The sequence below is a fragment of the Clostridium sp. AM34-9AC genome (assembly GCF_003480225.1).
GTDB classification, from domain to species: Bacteria; Bacillota; Clostridia; order Lachnospirales; family Lachnospiraceae; genus Acetatifactor; species Acetatifactor acetigignens.
Window position 1 is genome coordinate 239,671 of record NZ_QUIU01000002.1, and the last position, 22,017, is coordinate 261,687.

Sequence of the window (22,017 nt, forward strand, 5' to 3'; positions counted from 1 at the left end):
AGTAGTAACCGAGGAACCTACACCAACAGCAACACCTGACACCCCGGATGAACCCGATACTCCGGATGATACACCAGATGATCCCGGCACCCCGAATGATCCCGGCACACCGGCCGGTGGAATCCCGGATACCCCGCAGGTACTTGGTGCAAGACGCCGTAGAATGGTGACCATCGAGGACGAGGCAGTTCCTTTAGCGGACAGAGCAGTCCTCGGAGCATCCAGACGACCGCAGACCAGCGATGACTCCGATGCCTGGAATCTGGGCTTTGCCTTTTCCCTGACGAGTCTGGGAGCATGGCTTGTTCTTAAGCGAAAAGAACATTAAACAGGAACGGAACGACAGCCGATCTTAGCTGTAAAAGTATAAAAGGATCAGAATCTTGAAAAATTTTTCAAAATCTGGTCCTTTTTTCCATTTGGCGCAGTCTTCCTTATTAGGAGAGTAAAAAGAAGTAATAAAAACAGAAATACTGGTTTTGAGGGGAAACAGAAATGAAGTTAAAAAACGTAATACAGACCAAACTGGCAAAAACTCTGGTAGCGGCACTGCTGATCGGCAGCGTCTCCAACACCGGATTTACAGTACAGGCAGAAGAAGCAACGCAGAATGAGCAGAACGATGTTGTTGAAATGGCAAGTGTAAGCGGAAACGACAGCGTTGTTGCTGTAAAAGAGAAAACCTATCCCACCATCAAAACGGTGATTCTTGCTGGAGGCACCATGGCAAAATATGTGGGAGGACAGGTAGCCAGCCCCAACGTATGGCCCCATAATTACAAGCCGGCAAACGGAGATTTTTCATTGTTTGCAGGTCATAAGATGACTTTGGATGATGCTGAAACCTTTAAATATCTTTCTGTGGATAATACAGGGGTAGATGCCGAAGGAAAGTTAACCGGAAGTAACGGGGCAAGCTGGCAGTGCGTTGGATTCGTAGCATTAGATGTAAACAAATATTCTGACTGTAAGCCCGCAGATTTGTTACACTATGTTTATTACGGTGAAGACAGCGAAGGCACTTCCTATTATAAAGAAAACTGCGGAAAAACCCTTGAGGATGTAAAACAGTATGTGAATGACAACAACGGCGTCTTGTATGGTGAAAATGTAACGGAAAGTTTTATGAATCAGTTGCTCACCACCGGTCGGTCCTTCAGCGGAGTCACCATTGCCACGGTATGGTATGTGACCACACCCACAGAGACCTGGATCAATTATGACGGATACGATTACAGGATTCCCGGGGTATCCGCAGTAGATTATTATGAATATCCCACGGGAACGGTAACTTTTGAACAGAATGAGAACGGCGCAGTGTTCCATTATATTTCCGAAGGTATTACCATTACTACAACTCCGGAACTGGAACAGCATTGGGAAAGCGGCACCGGCAGGGTGACCTATGATGCAACGATCACCATTACGATCCACAGCAATGCCCCGGACAAGGTAAGAATCAATCTGTCCGATGCCATCGGTTATCTGAACGGTACCGTGGCAGGAGGAAATGCGGCAGAGCCCGGAGATACCCTGTACTACAACATAAAGCTGGTAAATGAGAGCAATAAGGAGTATCAGTATGATCCTGCAAAGGCCACGATCGGTACGATCCCGGCGGCGCCTAAGGCAGGAGAGAAAGTAACGGTTCTGTCCAGTGGTTTTGAAGGTTATGAGATCGGTGAAGTGGGAGCGTTCTGTACATTGCCCCGCCGTATTTTAAATGCTCCGTTACGGGATCTCGGAATCACCGCAGGCAAGGTTACGGATGCGATTGTCGGAGAGGCTCTTTTGAAAAAAGGATATGGCAGCGAAGAAATGAAGCCGGAAGAGGTTACGCAGAGCTGCCTGGCACAGTATTACTTAGACTGGTTCAACAATACTTCCAGAGAAGAAGGAAATAAGGTCTACGGCTTTTCAGAACTTACGGCAGAGGAACTGGCAATCCTGACCAACGGAACCGCCGATACCACAGTAGCGGAGAGCTGTTCTGCAGTAGCAGATGCTTTATATTACACGACATATCATAATGTATATACTTTTGACGGTGAAGGTCTGTATGACCGGATGCTGAAAAACGGACAGGAAGGTTCCTATGCAGATACTCTGGTATCCGACCTGTTAAAGGACGGAGAAGTGAAGATCACCACTAACCTTAACGGTGTGTTGGCCAACAACGGCTATCAGATGACCAGATACGGCTTCGGAATGCAGTTTGAATTGTCCAGAGAGCCGGAGGTTACTCCGCCCGTGACTACCAGCCCGGAACCTACTCCCAGTGCTACTCCGGAGCCTACGCCGACAGGCACACCGGATACCACACCCACGACGCCGACCACTACTCCGACCGCACCCCCGGATACTCCGGACGATTCGGATGATTCCGATACCCCGGATACTCCCGGTACACCGTCTGAGCCGGCAACCCCGGTAACACCTCAGGTGCTTGGTGTAAGACGTCAGCGGGTTGTAAGCATTACCGATGATCCTACACCATTGGCGGACAGAGCAGTCCTGGGAGCTTCCAGAAGACCCAGGACCGGCGATGATTCCAATACATGGAATCTGGGCTTTGCCCTTTCCTTGACAGGGCTGGGAGCATGGCTTATTATTAAGAAGAAGCAATCATAACGAATAAACATATATTTACTATAAACAATCAAGGAAAGAAGAGGTAGAACAAATGAAAAAAAGATGGATGAGTCTTGTTCTGACAGTCATCATGGTGCTGAGCCTTGCAGGCTGCGGCAAGAGTACAGAATTATCCTCTGTAAGCCGTGATCCTGCCACGGATGACGGAACTGTCTGGTTCGATGAAGAGGCAGTGGCACTGGCGGGTTCTGTGAGAAAAGCCGGTATGAGTGAAGCTGAGCTGGCCCGTGCAGATGAACTTCGTGCCATGGCTATCGATGCGTTGGATATTGTAAACGCGAAGAGAGCAGAGAACGGCCTGGCAGCACTGAACTGGAGCAACGGTCTGGAGTCCTGCGCTATGGTAAGAGCACAGGAAGCAGCTTCCAAGTTTTCCCATACCAGACCCAACGGTAAGGACTGGTACACAGTGAACAGTGAACTGATGTGGGGCGAGAATCTGGCGAAGGGCTATGATTCCGCACAGAGTGTAGTAGATGCCTGGATGGCTTCTCCTACACACGCAGCGAATATCCTGGCAGGCGATTTTACCACCTGCAGCATTGCGGTCTATGAGACCAATGGCAAGTTGTATTTTGCCCAGGAGTTCGGCTATTAACAGGGTATTTCTTATCATGAGGGGATAGAGAGATAAATGACAGGAGAGAGTTGATATTCTTAACGGAATATTAACTCTCTTTTTGGGCTTCAAAAGATAGAAAATTTTCCTGAATCATGGTAAAATAAAATCGACATATAAAATTGAGTATCTCTGCAGAAGATCACTGTTCCAAATGAGGGAGATGAATGGAATATCCGGGCGCTGCCGGACAAGTGGTCACTTCACAGAGTACAGGAAAATAAAGCATATAATAAAAATGCAGCGCAGAAATGAGGACATATGAGTACAAAAGCATCACAGAAGGGCACAAAGGGGCAGACACCCGGCATGACGACGATCCGGGAACGTCTGCAGAAGGCAATCAGCAGGCTGGTAGTGTTCTCGATTATTCCGTTGGTCATCCTTACCGTGATCCTGAATCTGTCCAGTACCATGAGAACACTGGAAGGCGATATGCTGGTGGTGGCAGAGATCTCTGCAGACCGTATCAAAGAGGAACTACGGGTGACAACAACGATCGTATCCGAACTCGGATGCAGCTATCAGCTGTCTTCTCCGGTATTTACCCAGGAGCAGAAGCAACAGTATATCAACCAGCGTGTGGAAGCTTATGGAATGGTCAGAGGCAAGCTGATCGGCTCCAACGGTATCTGTGCTTATGACGGAACCGATTATAGTGACCGTGATTATTTTAAGAGATCCATGCAGGGAGAGGTCGTGGTATCGGATCCAGTGATCTCGAAGTCAGATGGCAGACTCAGCGTTATCATTTCCGCACCTGTATATGCAGACGGAGATAAGAATGGTGATATTGTCGGCGTGGTATTCGTTGTGCCGGATCCGGAGTTCTTAAATGATATTGCTGCGGCAGTCTCTGTCAGTAAGAATTCCGAGTGCTATCTGTTGGGAGAAACAGGTATCACCATTGCTCACTGTGATTCTGCGATTGCCCAGGAGCAGAAGAGCAACATTGAACTGTCTCAGACGGACAGATCTTTGCGGGGAATTGCAAAGGTAGAGCAGAAGATGATGACCGGAGCAACCGGATATGGCACTTATATGAAAGGCGGAACCCTCACAATACAGGCTTATGCACCAATAGAAGGAACCAATGGATGGAGCGTGGCAGTAAATGCACCACTGACAGATTTCCTTGGTTCTACCGTTGTATGTATTGTCATTGGTGTAGCAATAGGTGCTGCAGCTTTATGTTTCAGTGTGCGCAGGGCAAAAAAGATCGGTCAGGCGATCGGTGAACCGGTGGCAAAGTGTACCGAGAGATTACGTCTGTTGGCTGAGGGCGATCTGCATACTCCGGCACCAGTGATCCGGACACAGGATGAGACACAGATCCTGGCAGAGGCTACCGCCGCATTATCCGGTAACCTGCAGAAAGTGATTGGCGATGCGGATTATCTGTTGGGAGAGATGTCACAGGGCAATTTTGCACTGACTACAGGTTGCGCAGAAGCCTATGTGGGAGACTTTCAGGGACTGTTGGAATCTATCCGTAAGCTGAACCATAAGCTCAGTGAGACACTTAATGAGATCAAGACGGCAGTGGGACAGGTATCTCTGGGGGCAAACCAGATGGCAGATGCTGCCCAGGGACTTGCGGAAGGTGCTACCGACCAGGCCGGTTCCGTAGAGGAACTGCAGGCTACCATCACGAATGTAACCGAGATCGTGGAGAAGAATGCCAAGGCACTGGGAGGTTCTTACCAGAAGGCTATGGATTACCAGCAGCAGGCGAAGGACAGCGGAGAGGAAATGAAGGGTCTGACAGATGCCATGCAGCGTATCAACGATACTTCCAGGCAGATCAGCGATATTATTGGTGAGATTGAGGATATCGCATCCCAGACGAATCTGTTGTCCCTGAATGCAGCCATTGAGGCAGCCAGAGCAGGAGAGGCCGGAAGAGGCTTTGCAGTGGTTGCGGATCAGATCCGTAAGCTGGCAGATGACAGTGCACAGTCTGCGGTACATACCAGAGAATTGATTGAGACTTCCCTGCAGGAGATTGAGCATGGCAACCAGATCACGGACAAGACAGCCGAAGCATTGCAGAAGGTCGTGGAAGGCATTGAGGATCTGGCCAACGAGTCCAAGAAAGCCATGGAAGAATCCAAGGCACAGGCAGATGCCATGATGCAGATCGAACAGGGCATTGAACAGATATCCACAGTGGTGCAGAACAACTCTGCGACCGCAGAAGAAACTTCTGCCACCAGTGAGGAATTGTCTGCGCAGGCCACCAACATGAACGAGCTGACCGCAGCATTCCAGTTAAGAGATCAAAATGTACGATGATTCGGTGTAATGAATTCTGAAGATATGACATACAATGCTTAATAGAAACAAGCATTGGAGGCAGCCGTGTTCGAAAAACAGAATATACAGGAAACCGTAAATGAACTGAAAAGTGACGCAGTGAAGGGCCTTACCGATGGTGAGGCCTTTCGTCGTTTACAGCAAAATGGCAGAAATGAAATGAAAGCTGCCAGAAAAAAGACGAAAATACAGCTTTTTCTGGAGCAGTTAAAGGACCCGCTGATCTACATATTATTGATCGCAGCTGTGGTATCCGTCTTTCTGGGGGAGCTCAGTGATGCCGTGATCATCGGCACTGTGGTAGTGGTCAATGCCCTGGTGGGCATGCTGCAGGAGGGAAAAGCCCGAAAGGCACTGGAAGCGTTGAAAAAGCTGACCAGTCCACAGACCATTGTGATCAGGGAAGGTATCCGTCAGGAGATTCCGGCGGCGGAACTGGTGACGGGCGATCTGGTAGACCTGGAGGCAGGGGCACAGGTACCTGCGGATATACGGCTGACCAGAAGCTCCAATCTGCAGGTAGAGGAATCCTCCCTGACCGGAGAATCGGTACCTGTGGAAAAAGATGCGCTGTTTCTGGCAGACTGCAGACACGAGATTCCATTGGCTGAACGGGTCAATATGGTATATATGTCTACTGTGGTGACCCATGGCCACGGAGAAGGAATCGTGACAGCTACGGGCATGGCCACGGAGATCGGCAGGATCGCCTCCATGATCACAGATGCGGAAGAGGAAATGACACCGTTACAGAAACGTCTGGGGGATATGGGAAAGCTTCTGAGTATTTTATCGCTGGGAGTATGTGCGGCATTGTTTCTGCTGGCGGTATTTCAACACAGAAATATTCCGGAAATGCTGCTGGTGGCGATTTCCCTGGCGGTGGCTGCGGTGCCGGAAGGTCTGCCGGCAGTGGTGACGATCTGTCTGGCATTGTCAGTGACCAGAATGGTCAAAGTACATACGATCATCCGCAGACTGCCTTCCGTTGAGACTCTGGGAGCGGTCAGCGTGGTCTGCTCGGATAAGACCGGCACACTGACCCAGAACCGGCTCACGGTGGAAAAATGCTGGTGGTATGATGTGCTGGAGGATGCTGCCGGCAGCAATGGCAGGGGAGAATCCCGATGCGTACAGGAGATGCTCCGGGGAATGCTGTTGTGCAACGATGCTTCCCTGCAGGGAGAGCAACGGATCGGAGATCCAACGGAACTGGCGCTCTTAGACTTCGGAGAGAAGATGGGGATGCATAGGGAACGTCTGGAGAAGCAGTACCCCCGCTATGATGAAAAGCCTTTCGATTCGGACCGGAAGATGATGACGACCTATCACAGAATCCCGAAAAACGGAGGGCATAAGGGAAGCATTGCCTATACGAAGGGGGCACCGGATGTGATCGTACAGCACTGCACCCATATTTTACAGGACGGAAGAAGTGTGCCAATGACAGCCGGACAGAGAAAAAGGATCAGTGAGGTTGTAGAACTCATGAATTCCCTGGCGCTTCGGACACTGGCGGCAGCACAGAGCGGAAACACTCTCGGGTGTGGGGAAGAAGGTATGACATTCCTGGGAATCGTGGGGATGCGTGATCCTGCCAGACCGGAGGCGGAGGAAGCGGTGGAGATTTTCCGCCGTGCAGGTGTATCTACAGTAATGATCACCGGGGATCATGTGGATACCGCCTATGCCATTGCCAGACAGCTGGGGATTGCAGGGCATCGCAGTCAGTGTATTACAGGGGAAGAACTGAATCATCTGGATGATGCTTCTTTTGCTGGGAGGATCAGGAATATCAGGGTTTATGCCAGAGTGACTCCGGCCCAGAAGGTACGGATCGTGAAGGGGCTGCAGCAGAATGGGGAGATTGTGGCCATGACAGGGGATGGTGTGAACGATGCTCCTTCTCTGAAAGCAGCAGATATCGGTGTAGCCATGGGAACCGGCGTGGATGTGGCTAAACAGGCGGCGGACATGATATTGACGGATGATAATTTTGCAACGATTGAAAAGGCAATCGAGGAAGGCAGAGGCGTCTATGAAAACATCCGCAAGTCGGTGATATTTTTACTGTCCTCCAATCTCGGGGAACTGATGACCATGTTCGTAGCAGTGGCTCTGGGGCTGGCTTCCCCTCTAAAATCCAGTCATATACTGTGGATCAATCTGATCACGGATTCCCTTCCGGCGTTGGCACTGGGAGTGGATAAAAATGACGGAAAAAGCCTGATGCGCTGTCCTCCAAGAAAAGCAGCGGAGAGTCTGTTCGCCCGGGGCGGAATGGCCTGTACCTTACTCTATGGAGCGCTGATCACCGGTATCGGTCTGGCGGCATTTCTGGTATTGCCCTGTGGGATCATGGCAGGCAGGGGAGAACTGTCCTGGAATCTGTTTGACTGGGTGGAGGGACTTCGTGAATTACTGTCCCGGGAAAAAATACTTGCCCGATCCCAGACCTATGCTTTTACAGTACTGGGAATGTGCCAGCTGTATCATGCAGTAGGAATGCGGGATATGCAGAAGTCCGTATTTGCCATGAGACCCTGGGATAATCCGCTGATGGTGTTGGCCTGTGTTATTGGATTTGCGCTGCAGTTTGCGGTAACGGAAGTACCGTTTCTCATCGGAGCGTTCGGAACCTCCCATCTGTCCGGACAGGAATGGCTGCTATTGAATGTATTGGCAGCATTTCCACTGCTGGCTCATGAGCTGGTAGTGATGTTACGGAAGTGAGTACGCTTATCCGGGCTTACCGACGATTCAGAACGATAATTCGCCCTATAACTTCAGGCAGATATTCTTGCGTATGCAAGCATCTGCCGAATACCCTGCCTGAAGCTACATGGCTCTGGATAGTCGTAATATTCAGAACCCCATTCGCAAAATCGCATCTCCGATGCTTTCCTTTTGCTCATGTGGTTACTTCGCCACATAAATATAGCCAGAGGATCTTACGAATGCAAGCATTCGACGTTCCTCCGGTTATATTTACGTGGCTCTGAATATTTACAAAAAGTTAACATTTTCCTTGTATGGAGTTTATAGTCAATAGTTACAATAAAATTGACAAATAACTTTCATGGGAGGGCAATGTGATGAAAATTATCAGAAAAACAGCGATTGTTATGCTTCTCTGCCTCTATTTTCTGACATATGGTGTATTGCCGCAGGTACAGGCCGCAGGTAAAGACGCTCCTGTGATCGTGGTAGCGCATCGGGCGGGGGCAAAAGTAGCTCCGGAGAACACGGTGGCGGCCCTGGAACAGGCCATCCGGGATGGAGTGCCTATTGCAGAGATTGATGTGCAGCAGTTGTCGGACGGAACCCTGATCGTTATGCATGACAGTAATTTTAAACGGACCACAGGAGAGGATATCTGCGTATGGGATGTGGAGGCAGATGCTCTCAAAACCCTGGAAGTGGGCAGCGGTTTTTCAGCAGCATACCGGGGAGAACAGATCCCGACACTGGAAGAAATGCTTGCCTGTGCCAGAGGCAGGATCACTCTGATGATCGAACTGAAATATACCGGACAGGAGGATGCACTGGAGGAAAGCGTGCTGACTCTGCTGCAGGACTATGATATGGTGGATGAGTGTATTATAGGCTCCATGAACAAGGGAATCCTGCAGAAAATGAAGGAGCTGGAACCGGGGATTTCAACAGTTTTTATTGCCCATGATCTGGAAGAAGAGGATTATGAGCTGGACTATGCCGACAGCTATAGCATCGAGGGGAGAAATCTTACGGTGGATATGGTAGATGCCATTCATTACTGCGGAAAGTCGGTATACGGGTGGACAGCCAATACTTCCGGTGCCATGCTTTGGATCGTAAACTGTGGGGCGGACGGTGTGATCACGGATGATGTGAGATTATTACAGACATTTTTGAGAGAACAGGCTTGCCGTAAAGCGTTTGCAAGTGTATACTGATTAGTTATAATAAGGGGAAGAATACGGAAGCAGGTTGGTGTATATGAGTAAAATATGGGAATTTTTCGAGAATCTGGGTGAATATGTATATGTGGCAGATGCAGAGACTCATGAATTGATATATATGAACAAGAAGACTCTGAAGAGCTATGGATTTCAAAGTCTTGAAGAGATCATCGGGTTAAAGTGTTATGAGATATTGCAGGGAAATTCTCTGCCCTGTGGAATGTGTAATAATGAACAGTTAAAGCCGGGTTTTTTTAAGGAATGGGAATATTACAATCCGCTGCTGCGAAGAGAACTTCATATCAAGGACACACTGGTAGAAGAAGACGGGAGAAAATACCGTATGGAAATCGCCATAGATTGCGGCAATCTGAATGAGAGAGGGCACAAATCCGAAGATTACCGTAATATGGAGGCTGCGTTGAATGAAGCCATCCGTGTGGCACAGCGGCAGGAGAGCATGGATCAGACACTGCAGGTGCTGCTGGAATTTGTCGGAAAGAATCTGGAAGCGGGACGGGCCTATATTTTTGAAAAGGATGACCACGATCATGACCACAATACATACGAATGGGTAGCCAAGGGAGTCTTACCGGAAAAGGATACCCTTCAGGATCTACCGCCGGAGATCTTCGCGGAATGGTATCGGAAGTTTGATGAGAATCAGAGTATTGTCACAGAGAATCTGGAAGAAATGAAAGATGTGGATCCGAAGATGTATGAAGTTCTGGTAAGACAGAATATTCATTCCCTGGTGGTGGTTCCGCTTTATGATGATGGGAAAGTAATCGGCTTCTACGGAGTAGACAATCCTTCGACCAGATATTTTGAATTTGTGTCGGAGATGCTGCAGATCATGGGACACTTTATCGTATCGTCCCTGAAGCAGAGAAATCTGGTACGGGAGCTGGAAGTGATGAGCTATTCGGATCCGCTGACGACATTGGGGAACCGTTATGCTATGGAGAGGTACATTGAGCAGGTGGACCATACCGAGCCCATCGGCGTGGTATACTGTGATATTACAGGATTAAAACGGATCAATGACAGTGAAGGACATTCCGCCGGAGACCGCCTGATCCGCAGGTGCTGTGACTGCCTGAAACGTGCATTTGAAGGAAATGGAATGTTCCGTATCGGCGGAGATGAACTGGTGGTCCTGTGCACCGGAATTTCTGAAAAGGAATTCTATCAAAAGGTGGAGGAATTAAAAACAGAGCTGGCAGCTCATGATGTCTCCATGGCAGTAGGAGCAGCGGTGAACACTCTGGAAGCCGTGGGAAAGGATCATCTACTGACGGAGTCCGAGAGACGGATGTATCAGGACAAGGCGGAATACTATCGCAGTACAGGGCTGGACCGCAGAAAGATCTGAGAATGGAAATCTCCAAAGCTATTTTGAAAGTTTATATGTTGAGAATTTCTATCAGGCAGTTCCCTTGACGGGAACTGCTTTTTTCTATATTATTTATATAGGTTAGCTACGACTAACTCAATGACTTTTGGATGGCAGGAGGTGAAGCGCTGATTGAGTCAGGAAACGTGGGAGATCCTGTGTGAAATGGAAGCAGACGATGTGGAACTACAGTTGGCTTTGCAGTGTGCACCGCTGATCACGGGACTTAAAATTTCCAATCTGCTGACGATTTCCCCGGAAGGCTTTATACAGGTGGGAAGGATCGTTGAAGGCAGTGTGCTTTCCCTGTATCCCTTGTTGGAGACAGAGGAGAAAATGGTAATACTGTTGTATCGGGAAGACCGGCTGGAAAAGTATCTGAAAATGCCGCAGGTACAGAAACTGCTGCGGGAGGCAGGGTACGAATCCGATCGGCTGGAGGATATTTTGCCGGTATTTTGCGATCGTTATGAAACCTATGCAGAGAGAGGGAAGCCGTTTCCTCACGAACTGGGATTGCTGTTAGGATATCCCCCGGAGGATGTGGAAGGATTTATCAGACATCAGGGGAAGAACAGCCTCTGCACCGGTTATTGGAAAGTATATGCGGATAAAGAAGGAAAACAGAGACTTTTTGAAAAATATGAATATGCCAGGGAAAATTTGATCCAGCTGTTGCATTATGGATTAAAGATGACGGAAATCATAGATATCTGCGGATGTACCGCAGCATAGAAACAGGCACGGAAAGGTGCGGAAGGGAAGGAAAAATAAATGGATAAGATTTATGTAGTATTCTGGACACAGGGTGGTAACACCCAGGCTATGGCAGAGGCCATCGGAGAGGGTATCCGGGAAGCCGGGAAGGAAGCGGAGGTAGTATTTGTGACCGGCGCCAACCTTGACGAACTAAAGGCTGCTCCCAAGTTTGCACTGGGCTGTCCCGCAATGGGAGCGGAAGTCCTGGAGGAATCCGAGATGGAGCCTTTTGTATGTGATGTGGAAGGCTTTGCTTCCGGCAAAAAGATCGCACTGTTCGGCTCCTATGGCTGGGGAGACGGTGAGTGGATGAGAGACTGGACCACCCGTATGGAAGCAGCAGGAGCTACTGTGTTGAACGGTGAGGGCCTGATCTGCCATGAGACACCGGACGAGGATGGCCTGTCAGAGTGCAGAGAACTTGGTATACAGCTGGCAAACGCATAAGGTATCTGAAAGCAAATAAGACAACATAACAAAAAGATTCATTCCCCGGGTGGAGAGTGAATCTTTTTGCTATATGTATGTGCTATGCTTTTTTGCTGCCACTTAAATAATAGCGTTCCTGTGCCACGGTCTCGGGAACCGGAATATTACCGTTTTGCAGCTTTCGGGTCAGAACATCCAGATGATGTAAGCCTTGGGCTATCTTGATCTTACGGCGATCCAGAAGATCGGCATACAACGGGTTCTGAGCCAGCGTATTGCAAATATCCTCCGGGAACGGGCAGTAGGTGAACATGATCTGACGGGCTACTTTGTTCAGTCTCGGGGATCCGGCACCTTCGAAGAGCACCCAGATCATATAATCCCTTACGAACATTTCCTTGAAACTGTTCTTGGCACGCTGCAGGCTGGATTTTACCTTTTCCTTGGCCTCTGTACTCAGATCATGGTTCTTGCGGTAGAACTGGATATAATCGAAATATTCACTGGTCAGGGAACTGATGGAGACATCGTTCCAGCGGTTACCCTGGACTCTCTTGCACAGCTCCCAACGGAATTCACCGGTCAGGTGGGTGAAGGTCGTCTTCAGATCCTCCAGATGGAAAATGGAGAAGACCATACGACCGGGGCTGTTACGGCGCTTGCCCTCAATTTCCTGCCACATGACACCGCGGATACCGACGTTGGGCATCAGGATGATGTCCGGCAGATATTCCAGATGAATTGTCTCCTTACCCATGACATCTATGTGCTCCATATCCAGACTTTCTCTATAGAATGCCGTGTAATCTACCCGGCGGATCTCCTCGAGAATCTGGGAGACACGGGAAACGGTGACATAGGAGCTTTCCAGATCCTTCAGCACATCATCTGCGCAGAACAGCGGACAGAAAGTAGTGATCCGTCCGAAGGTGATCTTGTTGACCTGAGGGAACATATTCCGGAGCTCGTAATTGACCTTGGCCATGGGATTGTTCTCCAATGCCTTGAGCTCTGCATCCGTAATATTGCCACCGACCTTTTGTTTGTGAATATAATCGGAATAATCCTGGTCAAATTCGTTCCGGCTGGGAGATTTCTTCCCGCGGAAGATGGCCATCAGCCAGTCATAAAAGGTATAGACACCGATATCGCTGTGATCCGACATGGCTTCTGCCATGCGGTACAGGGTGACTGCATTTTTCAGACCGGCCAGCTCCTCATCCACATAACCGAAATACAGAAACATTTTGACCGGCATGGGAATGTTCGGCTGTTCCAGCGTCTGGGTGAACAGGAGGGAGTAGAGCAGATAAAATTCTTCGGTCAGCTGTCTGCGTAAAAGAGCGACATCCTGATCCTGGGAAGCCCGGTCGGACAGCAGCTTGTAAGCGTGGACATGCTGACGGAAGCTGGTCACGGTATCCAGATCCGAACCGGCGTAATCCAGAATAGTGTTCAGCGATCCGGCAAGCTTGCCAAGGATCTCGGAATCTCCGGAAGAACCTGCCTCAGCGGAATCCTTGGATTCCATGAGATTCAGGCTGCTCTGGAAGGTCTGGGATCTGGAGGCAAACAGTTCCTGATCGATGAAGGACAGATCGCCGGCCTTAGAAAGCATACGATGAATGCGGTCGTAGACCGCCTTGCTGTCTTCATTATCCTGTCCCAGTTTATAGAACAAAGAAGTATAAAAATCAAAAAGATCGTTGCCGGATTCCCGGAAATAGAAGGAACCGACCTGCTGCAGATAGTGGAACTGTTCCTCCAGGCTCTGGTAAGTACGGCGGAAGTCCAGACTTCCCTTACGCAGCATACCAAGGGACAGATCCGACTCCTGTACCAGGATCCGGTAATTGTCCGAAGCCAGGATCCTGCTTAAGCCCATGTAATAGCCGTTCAGCCAGATGTCCGGTGAATCATCCCCAAGAAAAGCATTCAGCTCATCGAAATGTTCCAGGGATCTCGCCTGCAGACGGTAACGGCTACACAGTGTATTGTAGGTGGCAATATCATCTGTCAGAGTACGATACAGCTCACTGCAGTTCAATTCCGAAATGGAACTGCGGTTCAGCAGAATATTGATCTGACGGAAACAGGACAGACAGAACAGACGTGCTACGTCCGGGTGCTTCTGTAGAATATCATTCAGGGAATCCAGACTGGTCAGGGGATACGTCAGGATCGTTGTATCCTCCAACGTGGTATAGCCCAGCAGATGGATCTCGGAGCAGATCTCACAGATACTGATCACGTCTCCCTTTCCCAGAGTATAAGAGCCGCCGGGATATGATACATCTACTTTACCGTTGGTAATCAGATGCAATGCAGTCATGGGCTGCCCATAGCTATATATAGTTTTCCCCTTCTCCAATACGATTCCAGCCATTCCAATACCTCGTCTTATCATACAAATATTTAATACACATTATACACCATAATACCAACAATTTTCTACTGTACTTTTGATAGAAATGTGATAAAATAAAACTACATATGTGTCACTTTTACATTGACAGACGAAAAAAGCGATGTTTTCGGTAGAAAACGGTACATGGAAAGGTATATTGGGGTTATGGAACAGAGCAGTGAATACAGAGAGCAGTTGCTGGAATCATATAAGCAGGCAGTGAGGCCGTTACTTCCCTACCTGCCCTGGCTGGAGCAGAGCGCCGGCAAGAGAGCCAGCTCTATCTACAGCGGACAGGATATCGGAGTGAATTCCGTGTCTTTTCCGGTATATGACGGGACTCTCCTGAATTTCGTCAGGGAAGCGACGAAAAGTCCCCTGATGGATCGCAACTATGCCTATGTATACACAAGACACCGGATCCGCACTCATCAGGAGGAGCGGGATATTATTCAGAAAGCAGGATGGAAGGAATGGGATATCCTCAGAGGAATCCTGTCAAAATATGTCTTAGGCGGCAGAACAAAGGGAAATCTGTGGAGCGAGGCGGTATCGGAGCAGATCTTTTATCTGCTACTGAAACAGATGCAGGAGATCATTGAATTCTGGGATAAGACACCGGCGAACGGAAAGCTTTGAGTGGGGAAAGGCAGGATAGATCCATGGGAGAAAAATCAGTACAGAAAAAGCGATATATCGTAGAGAAAGCCAGAGAAGTATTTGTGGAGAAGGGCTTCAAAAAAGTAACGATGAAAGATATTGTAGAGGCCTGCGACATCAGCCGTGGCGGACTCTATTTATATTTTGAGAATACCAGTCAGATCTTCATGGAAGTGCTGCGCATGGAGAGTGAGGAGGCGGATGACGTATTTTCCGACAGTATTACGGAGGATGCTACCGCAGCGGATATCCTGCTTCTGTTTTTAAAGGAGCAGAAGAAAGAGCTTCTGCGCAAGAAAAATACACTGACGCAGGCTACCTATGAATTCTATTTTGAAAACGAACTGCCCAAGAGAGACAATATTTTAAAAAAGCAGTTTGATTCCGCAGTGAAGATCATTGAAAAACTGATCGAGGCAGGTGTGGATAACGGAGAGTTTATCTGCGAGGACTGTGAGGGAACTGCGAGAAATATTATGTTTGTGCTGGAAGGACTGAAGATTTCGGCCCAGACCATCGGCGTGACGGCGGAAGCGGTGGATCGTGAGATCCTGTATCTGTTGCGCGGATTGGGTGTAGAAGATTAATAAGACAACGGGTGATGATGCTTCAGGGAAAGTTTCCTGAAGCATTTTCTGTGTAGAAAAGCTGCAAAGAGATAAAGAGAGGGAAAAGGTAAGTATGACAGAAACGATCATCAGCATGGAACTTCCGGCGGGAGGACATCTGGCAATCCGCAGGAACCGGATCCGTCCGGAGGGAGAAGAACGGAATTTATCCAGAATCAGTCTGGTGTCCGGCATCCACGGGGATGAACTGGAGGGACAGTACATCTGTTATGAGACGGCGAGAAGAGTAAAAGAGCATCCGGAGTATTTGAAAGGAATCGTAGATATCTATCCGGCATTGAATCCGCTGGGAATCGACATGGCCAGCCGGACGGTGCCGAGACTGGATATGGATATGAACCGTATGTTTCCGGGAGACGCATCGGGGGATATGATGGAGCGGATCACGGCAACTGTGGTGGATTCCCTGATCGGATCCGATATTTGTATCGATCTGCACGCCAGTGATATTTTTGTGCGTGAGATCCCACAGGTACGACTCAGTGAAGATTTTGCGGAGGCACTGCTTCCCTATGCGAAAATGACCAATGCCGACATGATCTGGATGAATGCCACTGCCACGGTGCATGAATCGACGCTGGCTCATTCCATGAATCTGCTGGGAGTTCCCACACTGGTGCTGGAGATGGGACAGGGGCATGATATCCACAGATCCTTCGGTAATCAGATCGTGGACGGTATTTTCCACATCATGAGTGAAATGGGGATCTGGACAGGCCCGGAGCCAAAGGTGCAGGAGCCTGCGATATCCAGTGACGGTGAGGTGGAGTTTATCCGCAGCAAGTCAGACGGTGTGTTCCTGCCGCTGATCGAGCACAACCACTATGTGAAAAAAGGAGATCTGATCGGGGAAGTGGTGGATCCATTTGAAGGGACGGTGAAGCAGCAGATCCGTACCGCAAAAGGCGGGCTGTTGTTTACCCTGAGAGCTTATCCGGTGGTCTATGAAGGAGATCTGCTGGCGCGGATCCTGACGGAGTGAAAAGATTATGTTTGAGAGAGATATTTATACCATACATTCGACCTACAGAGAAGATATGCGCATCAAGGGCTTTCAGTTCGGCAAGGGCGAGAAGTCTGCCTGCATCGTGGGCGCAGCCAGAGGCAATGAGATCCAGCAGATGTATATCTGTTCCCAACTGGTGAAGGCACTGCGGGAACTGGAAAACAACGGCTGTATCAGTGCCGGCAAACAGATTCTGGTGATTCCTACCATCAATGCCTATTCCGTGAATATCAGCCGCCGCTTTTTCGGTGTCAAGGAAGCGGATATCAATCGGAGTTTTCCGGGAAATGATTACGGGGAGCCGGCGGACCGTCTGACCAATGCGTTGCTTACGGAGATCCGGGATTACGTTTATGGGATCCAGTTTACGTCCTTTTACAGACCGGGAGAATTCGTGCCCCATGTGCGTATGATGGAGACAGGCTATCAGAATACGTCGTTGGCGAATCTGTTCGGACTTCCTTATGTGGTGGTGCGCAAGCCGGTACCCATCGATACCAAGACACTGAATTATAACTGGCAGGATGAGATGACGGCCGCCTTTTCGGTATACACGAATCAGAATACCCAGATCGATGAGGTGAGTGCAAGACAGGCGGTGGCAGCGGTCTTACGTTTCCTGAAACGTATGGGGCTGATCCGGTACGAGAGTCATTCCGGCTATATCAGTCATGTTATATATGAAAAGGATCTGAGTGATGTACCTGCGAACCGGGCGGGAATTTTCCGGGGAAAAGTACATGCGGGAGACGATGTGCGCTATGGAAATGAGATGGCAGAAATTATAGACCCTTACGATGGAACGGTGAGGGAGAAGATTCTGGCCCCCACGGACGGCATCGTATTTTTCGCCCACACGGAGGCCCTGATCTGCGAGAAGGACATCGCTTACCGGCTGATCCACAGACTGCATGAATGACGAACCGTTCAAAAAGGCAGGTAAAATCTATCTAAATTTGTTGTTTTCTGCTATTGTGGGAAAATATAGTATGTTGTATGATACTATTCAGAACCATGTAAATATAATCATATGTACGTCAAAGGCTCGCATTGTAAGGGCATCTGATGATATTTATATGGTGAGATAACCACATGAGCAAAAAGTAAGCATCGCAAGATGTGGTTTTGCGAATGGGGTTCTGAATAGTGTCGCATAGTATAAAATTTCGGAGGAGAGACATGAGCAACGTAAGACGTATCTATGTAGAGAAAAAGGAACCTTATGCCGTCAAGGCAAAAGAGCTGCACGACGAACTGAAAAATTATCTGGGTATCGATGTGGCAAAGGTTCGTGAGTTTATCCGCTATGATGTGGAGAATATTTCGGATGAGGTGTTTGCAAGAGCCTGCAAGACTGTATTTTCCGAGCCTCCCGTAGATGATCTGTATGAAGAGACCATCGAGATTCCTGCGGATGCAAAAGTATTTTCCGTAGAGTTCCTTCCCGGACAGTTCGATCAGAGAGCGGATTCCGCAGTGCAGTGTGTGAAGTTCTTAAAAGAGGACGAAGAACCTGTGATCCGTACCGCTGTGACTTATATGATCGAAGGACAGGTGTCCGACGAAGAATTTTCCAAGATCAAATCTTACTGTATCAACCCTGTAGATTCCAGAGAGACCGGCATGGAGAAGCCGGATACTCTGATCACGGTGTATGATGATCCCGCTGATGTTGCTGTTTTTGACGGCTTCAGAGATATGGACGAGAGCAGTTTAAAAGCTCTGTATGAATCTCTGGGACTTGCCATGACCTTCAAAGATTTCCTGCATATCCAGAAATATTTCCATGATGATGAGAAGAGAGATCCTTCTATGACGGAGATCCGTGTACTGGATACCTATTGGTCCGATCACTGCCGTCACACCACTTTTTCCACCGAGCTGACCGATGTGGAATTCGGTGAGGGTTATTATCGTTCTCCCTTAGAGACCACTTACCAGAGCTATCTGGATACCAGAGAAGAGATCTTCAAAGGCAGAGAGGACAAGTTCGTCTGCCTGATGGATCTGGCACTGATGGCCATGAGAAAGCTGAAAAAAGACGGCAAACTGGATGACATGGAAGAATCCGATGAGATCAATGCCTGCTCCGTAGTGGTTCCCGTGGAGATGGATTACGGTGACCATAGAGAGACTGAGGAGTGGCTGGTATTTTTCAAAAACGAGACCCACAACCATCCTACAGAGATCGAGCCTTTCGGTGGTGCTGCCACCTGTCTGGGCGGTGCCATCCGTGATCCCCTGTCCGGCCGTGGCTATGTATATCAGGCAATGCGTGTCACCGGTGCTGCGGATCCTACCGTTCCTGTATCCGAGACTTTGCACGGCAAGCTCTCCCAGAAGAAGCTGGTAAGAGGCGCAGCCAGTGGCTATTCCTCTTATGGTAACCAGATTGGTCTGGCTACCGGCTTTGTAAAAGAGATCTATCATCCTTCTTATGTGGCAAAGCGTATGGAGATCGGTGCCGTTATGGGCGCAGCTCCCCGCAGGAATGTTATCCGTGAGACCTCTGATCCCGGCGATATCATCATCCTGTTAGGCGGACGTACTGGACGTGACGGCTGCGGCGGTGCGACCGGATCCTCCAAGGTACATACCGATACTTCCATCGAGACCTGTGGTGCTGAGGTACAGAAGGGTAATGCACCGACCGAGCGTAAGATCCAGAGACTGTTCCGTCGTGAGGAAGTCAGCCGTCTGATCAAAAAATGTAACGACTTTGGTGCCGGCGGTGTCTCCGTTGCCATCGGTGAGCTGGCAGACGGTCTGACCGTAGATCTGGACAAGGTACCCAAGAAATATGCCGGACTGGATGGCACGGAACTGGCAATCTCCGAGTCTCAGGAGCGTATGGCAGTGGTAGTAGATCCTAAGGATGTAGATACTTTTCTGGGCTATGCAAAGGAAGAGAACCTGGAGGCTGTTCCCGTAGCAGTTGTTACTGAGGAACCCAGACTTGTACTGAACTGGAGAGGCAAGCCCATCGTGGATCTGAAGAGAGCTTTCCTGGATACCAACGGTGCCCATCAGGAGACCAAAGTAAAAGTAGATATTCCTTCCGAAGAAGAGAATTATTTTGATAAATGGGCTGTTCCCGCTGTAGGTGAGAAACTGGAAGAGGGCGATGTGAAGGGTGCCTGGGTGGCACTGTTAAATGACCTCAATGTATGTTCCCAGAAGGGTCTGGTAGAGATGTTCGACTCCTCCATTGGTGCCGGCAGTGTATTGATGCCCTACGGTGGAAAATATCAGCTGACTGAGACCCAGACCATGGTAGCCAAACTGCCTGTACTGGAAGGTAAGACCGATACCGTGACCATGATGAGTTACGGCTTCGATCCGTATCTGTCCTCCTGGAGTCCTTACCACGGAGCTGTCTACGCAGTGACAGAGTCCATGGCGAAAATCGTGGCTTCCGGCGGTGATTTCAGCAAGATCCGCTTTACCTTCCAGGAGTACTTCCGCAGAATGACCAGCGATCCTGAGCGTTGGAGCCAGCCTTTCGCAGCACTGTTAGGCGCCTACGATGCACAGATCGGGTTCGGGCTGCCCTCCATCGGTGGTAAGGACAGTATGTCCGGTACTTTCAATGATATTGATGTACCTCCCACACTGGTATCTTTTGCAGTGGACGTGGCAAAATATGGCGATATTATTACTCCGGAACTGAAGACCCCCGGCAATAAGCTGGTACGTTTCTCTATTAATAAAGACGATTTCGACATTCCGATGTATGAGAATGTGGCAGAATTATATGGCAAGATCCACGAACTGACCGAAAATGGTACGATCGTATCCGCTTATGCTCTGGATTCCAAGGGTGTGGCAGCAGCTGTAGCAAAGATGGCCTTCGGTAACAAGCTGGGTGTGAAGATCGACGATGAGGTAACCACAGACGACCTGTTTGACAACGGACTGGGCGATATTCTGGCAGAGATCCCCGCAGACAAGATGGCTGCACTGGAAGAGAAGGAACTGGATTACACCGTGATCGGTACCGTGACCGAGGAGCCTGTATTCGTATATGGTGATGTGAAGATCACCATGGAAGAGGCACTTGTTTCCTGGACTTCCAAGCTGGAGAAGGTATTCCCCACCAAGGCAGTGAAGGGTACCGAGGCAGTGGCAAGCAATGTTTACAAGGCAGACAGTATTTATGTATGTAAGCACAAGATCGCAAAGCCTACCGTATTCATTCCGGTATTCCCCGGAACCAACTGTGAATACGACAGCACCAAGGCATTTGAACGTGCCGGAGCCCATGTGGAGACAAGAGTGTTCCGTAACATGACCGCAGAGGATATCCGCGAATCCGTAGAGGAATTCGAGAAGTCCATTGCACAGGCACAGATCATCATGTTCCCCGGCGGCTTTTCCGCAGGTGATGAGCCTGACGGCAGCGCGAAGTTTTTTGCAACAGCATTCCAGAATGAGAAGCTGAAGGAAGCGGTCATGAAGCTGTTAAATGAGAGAGACGGACTGGCACTGGGTATCTGTAACGGATTTCAGGCTCTGATCAAGCTGGGACTGGTTCCTTACGGCGAAATCACCGGTCAGAAGGAGGATTCACCTACCCTGACCTTCAATACCATCAACCGTCACATCTCCAAGATGGTATACACCAAGGTTGTATCCAACAAGTCTCCCTGGTTACAGGGCGCTACGCTGGGTGCTACCTACTGTAACCCCGCATCCCATGGTGAGGGTCGTTTCGTAGCACCGAAGGAATGGATCGACAAGCTCTTTGCAAACGGACAGGTTGCTACCCAGTACGCTGACCAGAACGGTAATGTATCCATGGATGAGGAATACAATGTCAACGGTTCCTACTGTGCGATCGAGGGTATCACATCCCCCGATGGCAGATGCCTCGGTAAGATGGCACACTCCGAGAGAAGAGATACCGCTGTGGCCATGAACATCTATGGCGAGCAGGATATGAAGATCTTTGAATCCGGGGTACAGTACTTTAAGTAAATTGAGAGTTAGCATAGCTACGAGCCATGCAAAAATAGAGTGGAACACCTCGATGGGCGCTTGCGCACAAGCGAGGCTGGTTCACTCTATTTTTATACGGCGACAGCCGTCTATGAAATAAGATTGACAGCGTTCTTTGCTGACAATCTTATGAATAGCGTGGCTCATTGCGGAGGGAGCCTTAGACCAGACGAACTCCCGGAGCATGCGATACACATGTCTCGAT

General features: G+C 49.2%; 15 protein-coding genes. 14 read left to right on the forward strand and 1 reads right to left on the reverse strand.

Going from position 1 to position 22,017, the window contains the following annotated elements:
• The 9 genes from DW835_RS18300 to DW835_RS02210 form a co-directional block, all read left to right on the forward strand.
• Positions 1 to 328, forward strand: a 328-nt coding sequence (locus DW835_RS18300) for an LPXTG cell wall anchor domain-containing protein (RefSeq protein ID WP_243037001.1), incomplete at its 5' end; no start/stop codon positions are given.
• Positions 329 to 495: 167 nt separating this feature from the next.
• Positions 496 to 2,631 carry an LPXTG cell wall anchor domain-containing protein gene (locus DW835_RS02175; protein ID WP_118730602.1) on the forward strand — a complete coding sequence of 712 codons (2,136 nt, stop codon included), beginning with the start codon at positions 496 to 498 and terminating at the stop codon, positions 2,629 to 2,631.
• A 52-nt stretch (positions 2,632 to 2,683) separates the two neighbouring features.
• Positions 2,684 to 3,250, forward strand: a complete 567-nt coding sequence (locus DW835_RS02180) for a CAP domain-containing protein (protein WP_022312275.1) — start codon at positions 2,684 to 2,686, stop codon at positions 3,248 to 3,250.
• A 282-nt stretch (positions 3,251 to 3,532) separates the two neighbouring features.
• Positions 3,533 to 5,566 (forward strand): methyl-accepting chemotaxis protein, encoded by a 2,034-nt coding sequence (locus tag DW835_RS02185; protein ID WP_118730603.1) that lies wholly within the window; start codon positions 3,533 to 3,535, stop codon positions 5,564 to 5,566.
• A 66-nt stretch (positions 5,567 to 5,632) separates the two neighbouring features.
• A complete protein-coding gene (locus DW835_RS02190; RefSeq protein WP_118730604.1) occupies positions 5,633 to 8,320 on the forward strand; it encodes a cation-translocating P-type ATPase in 2,688 nt (895 codons plus the stop codon).
• A 362-nt stretch (positions 8,321 to 8,682) separates the two neighbouring features.
• The gene (locus tag DW835_RS02195) at positions 8,683 to 9,522 is read left to right on the forward strand and encodes a glycerophosphodiester phosphodiesterase family protein (protein WP_118730605.1); all 840 of its coding nucleotides are present in this window, start codon (positions 8,683 to 8,685) and stop codon (positions 9,520 to 9,522) included.
• 43 nt (positions 9,523 to 9,565) lie between these two features.
• Complete coding sequence (locus DW835_RS02200) at positions 9,566 to 10,903, forward strand: sensor domain-containing diguanylate cyclase (RefSeq protein WP_118730606.1); 1,338 nt, start codon at positions 9,566 to 9,568, stop codon at positions 10,901 to 10,903.
• A 153-nt stretch (positions 10,904 to 11,056) separates the two neighbouring features.
• On the forward strand, positions 11,057 to 11,659 hold the full coding sequence (locus DW835_RS02205; protein WP_118730607.1) for a DUF3793 family protein: 603 nt from the start codon (positions 11,057 to 11,059) through the stop codon (positions 11,657 to 11,659).
• 39 nt (positions 11,660 to 11,698) lie between these two features.
• The gene (locus DW835_RS02210; protein ID WP_117467154.1) at positions 11,699 to 12,130 is read left to right on the forward strand and encodes a flavodoxin; all 432 of its coding nucleotides are present in this window, start codon (positions 11,699 to 11,701) and stop codon (positions 12,128 to 12,130) included.
• A gap of 82 nt (positions 12,131 to 12,212) precedes the next feature.
• Here the strand turns inward: DW835_RS02210 and DW835_RS02215 are convergent, their stop codons facing one another.
• Complete coding sequence (locus tag DW835_RS02215) at positions 12,213 to 14,498, reverse strand: cyclic nucleotide-binding domain-containing protein (RefSeq protein ID WP_118505557.1); 2,286 nt, start codon at positions 14,496 to 14,498, stop codon at positions 12,213 to 12,215.
• A gap of 186 nt (positions 14,499 to 14,684) precedes the next feature.
• Here DW835_RS02215 and DW835_RS02220 point away from each other — a divergent pair, with 186 nt between their 5' ends.
• The 5 genes from DW835_RS02220 to DW835_RS02240 all read left to right on the forward strand — a co-directional run bounded on the left by DW835_RS02220 (position 14,685) and on the right by DW835_RS02240 (position 21,791).
• Complete coding sequence (locus DW835_RS02220; RefSeq protein ID WP_118730608.1) at positions 14,685 to 15,158, forward strand: hypothetical protein; 474 nt, start codon at positions 14,685 to 14,687, stop codon at positions 15,156 to 15,158.
• A gap of 23 nt (positions 15,159 to 15,181) precedes the next feature.
• On the forward strand, positions 15,182 to 15,766 hold the full coding sequence (locus DW835_RS02225; RefSeq protein WP_022312284.1) for a TetR/AcrR family transcriptional regulator: 585 nt from the start codon (positions 15,182 to 15,184) through the stop codon (positions 15,764 to 15,766).
• Between the two features lie 94 nt (positions 15,767 to 15,860).
• Entirely contained in the window at positions 15,861 to 16,790 is a 930-nt protein-coding gene (locus DW835_RS02230; protein WP_022312285.1) for a M14 family metallopeptidase, read from the forward strand.
• A 7-nt stretch (positions 16,791 to 16,797) separates the two neighbouring features.
• Positions 16,798 to 17,733 carry a M14 family metallopeptidase gene (locus DW835_RS02235; protein ID WP_117467146.1) on the forward strand — a complete coding sequence of 312 codons (936 nt, stop codon included), beginning with the start codon at positions 16,798 to 16,800 and terminating at the stop codon, positions 17,731 to 17,733.
• 260 nt (positions 17,734 to 17,993) lie between these two features.
• Positions 17,994 to 21,791: a phosphoribosylformylglycinamidine synthase gene (locus DW835_RS02240; RefSeq protein WP_118730609.1), complete on the forward strand. Its 3,798-nt coding sequence runs from the start codon at positions 17,994 to 17,996 to the stop codon at positions 21,789 to 21,791.
• The last annotated feature ends 226 nt before the right edge of the window (positions 21,792 to 22,017 follow it).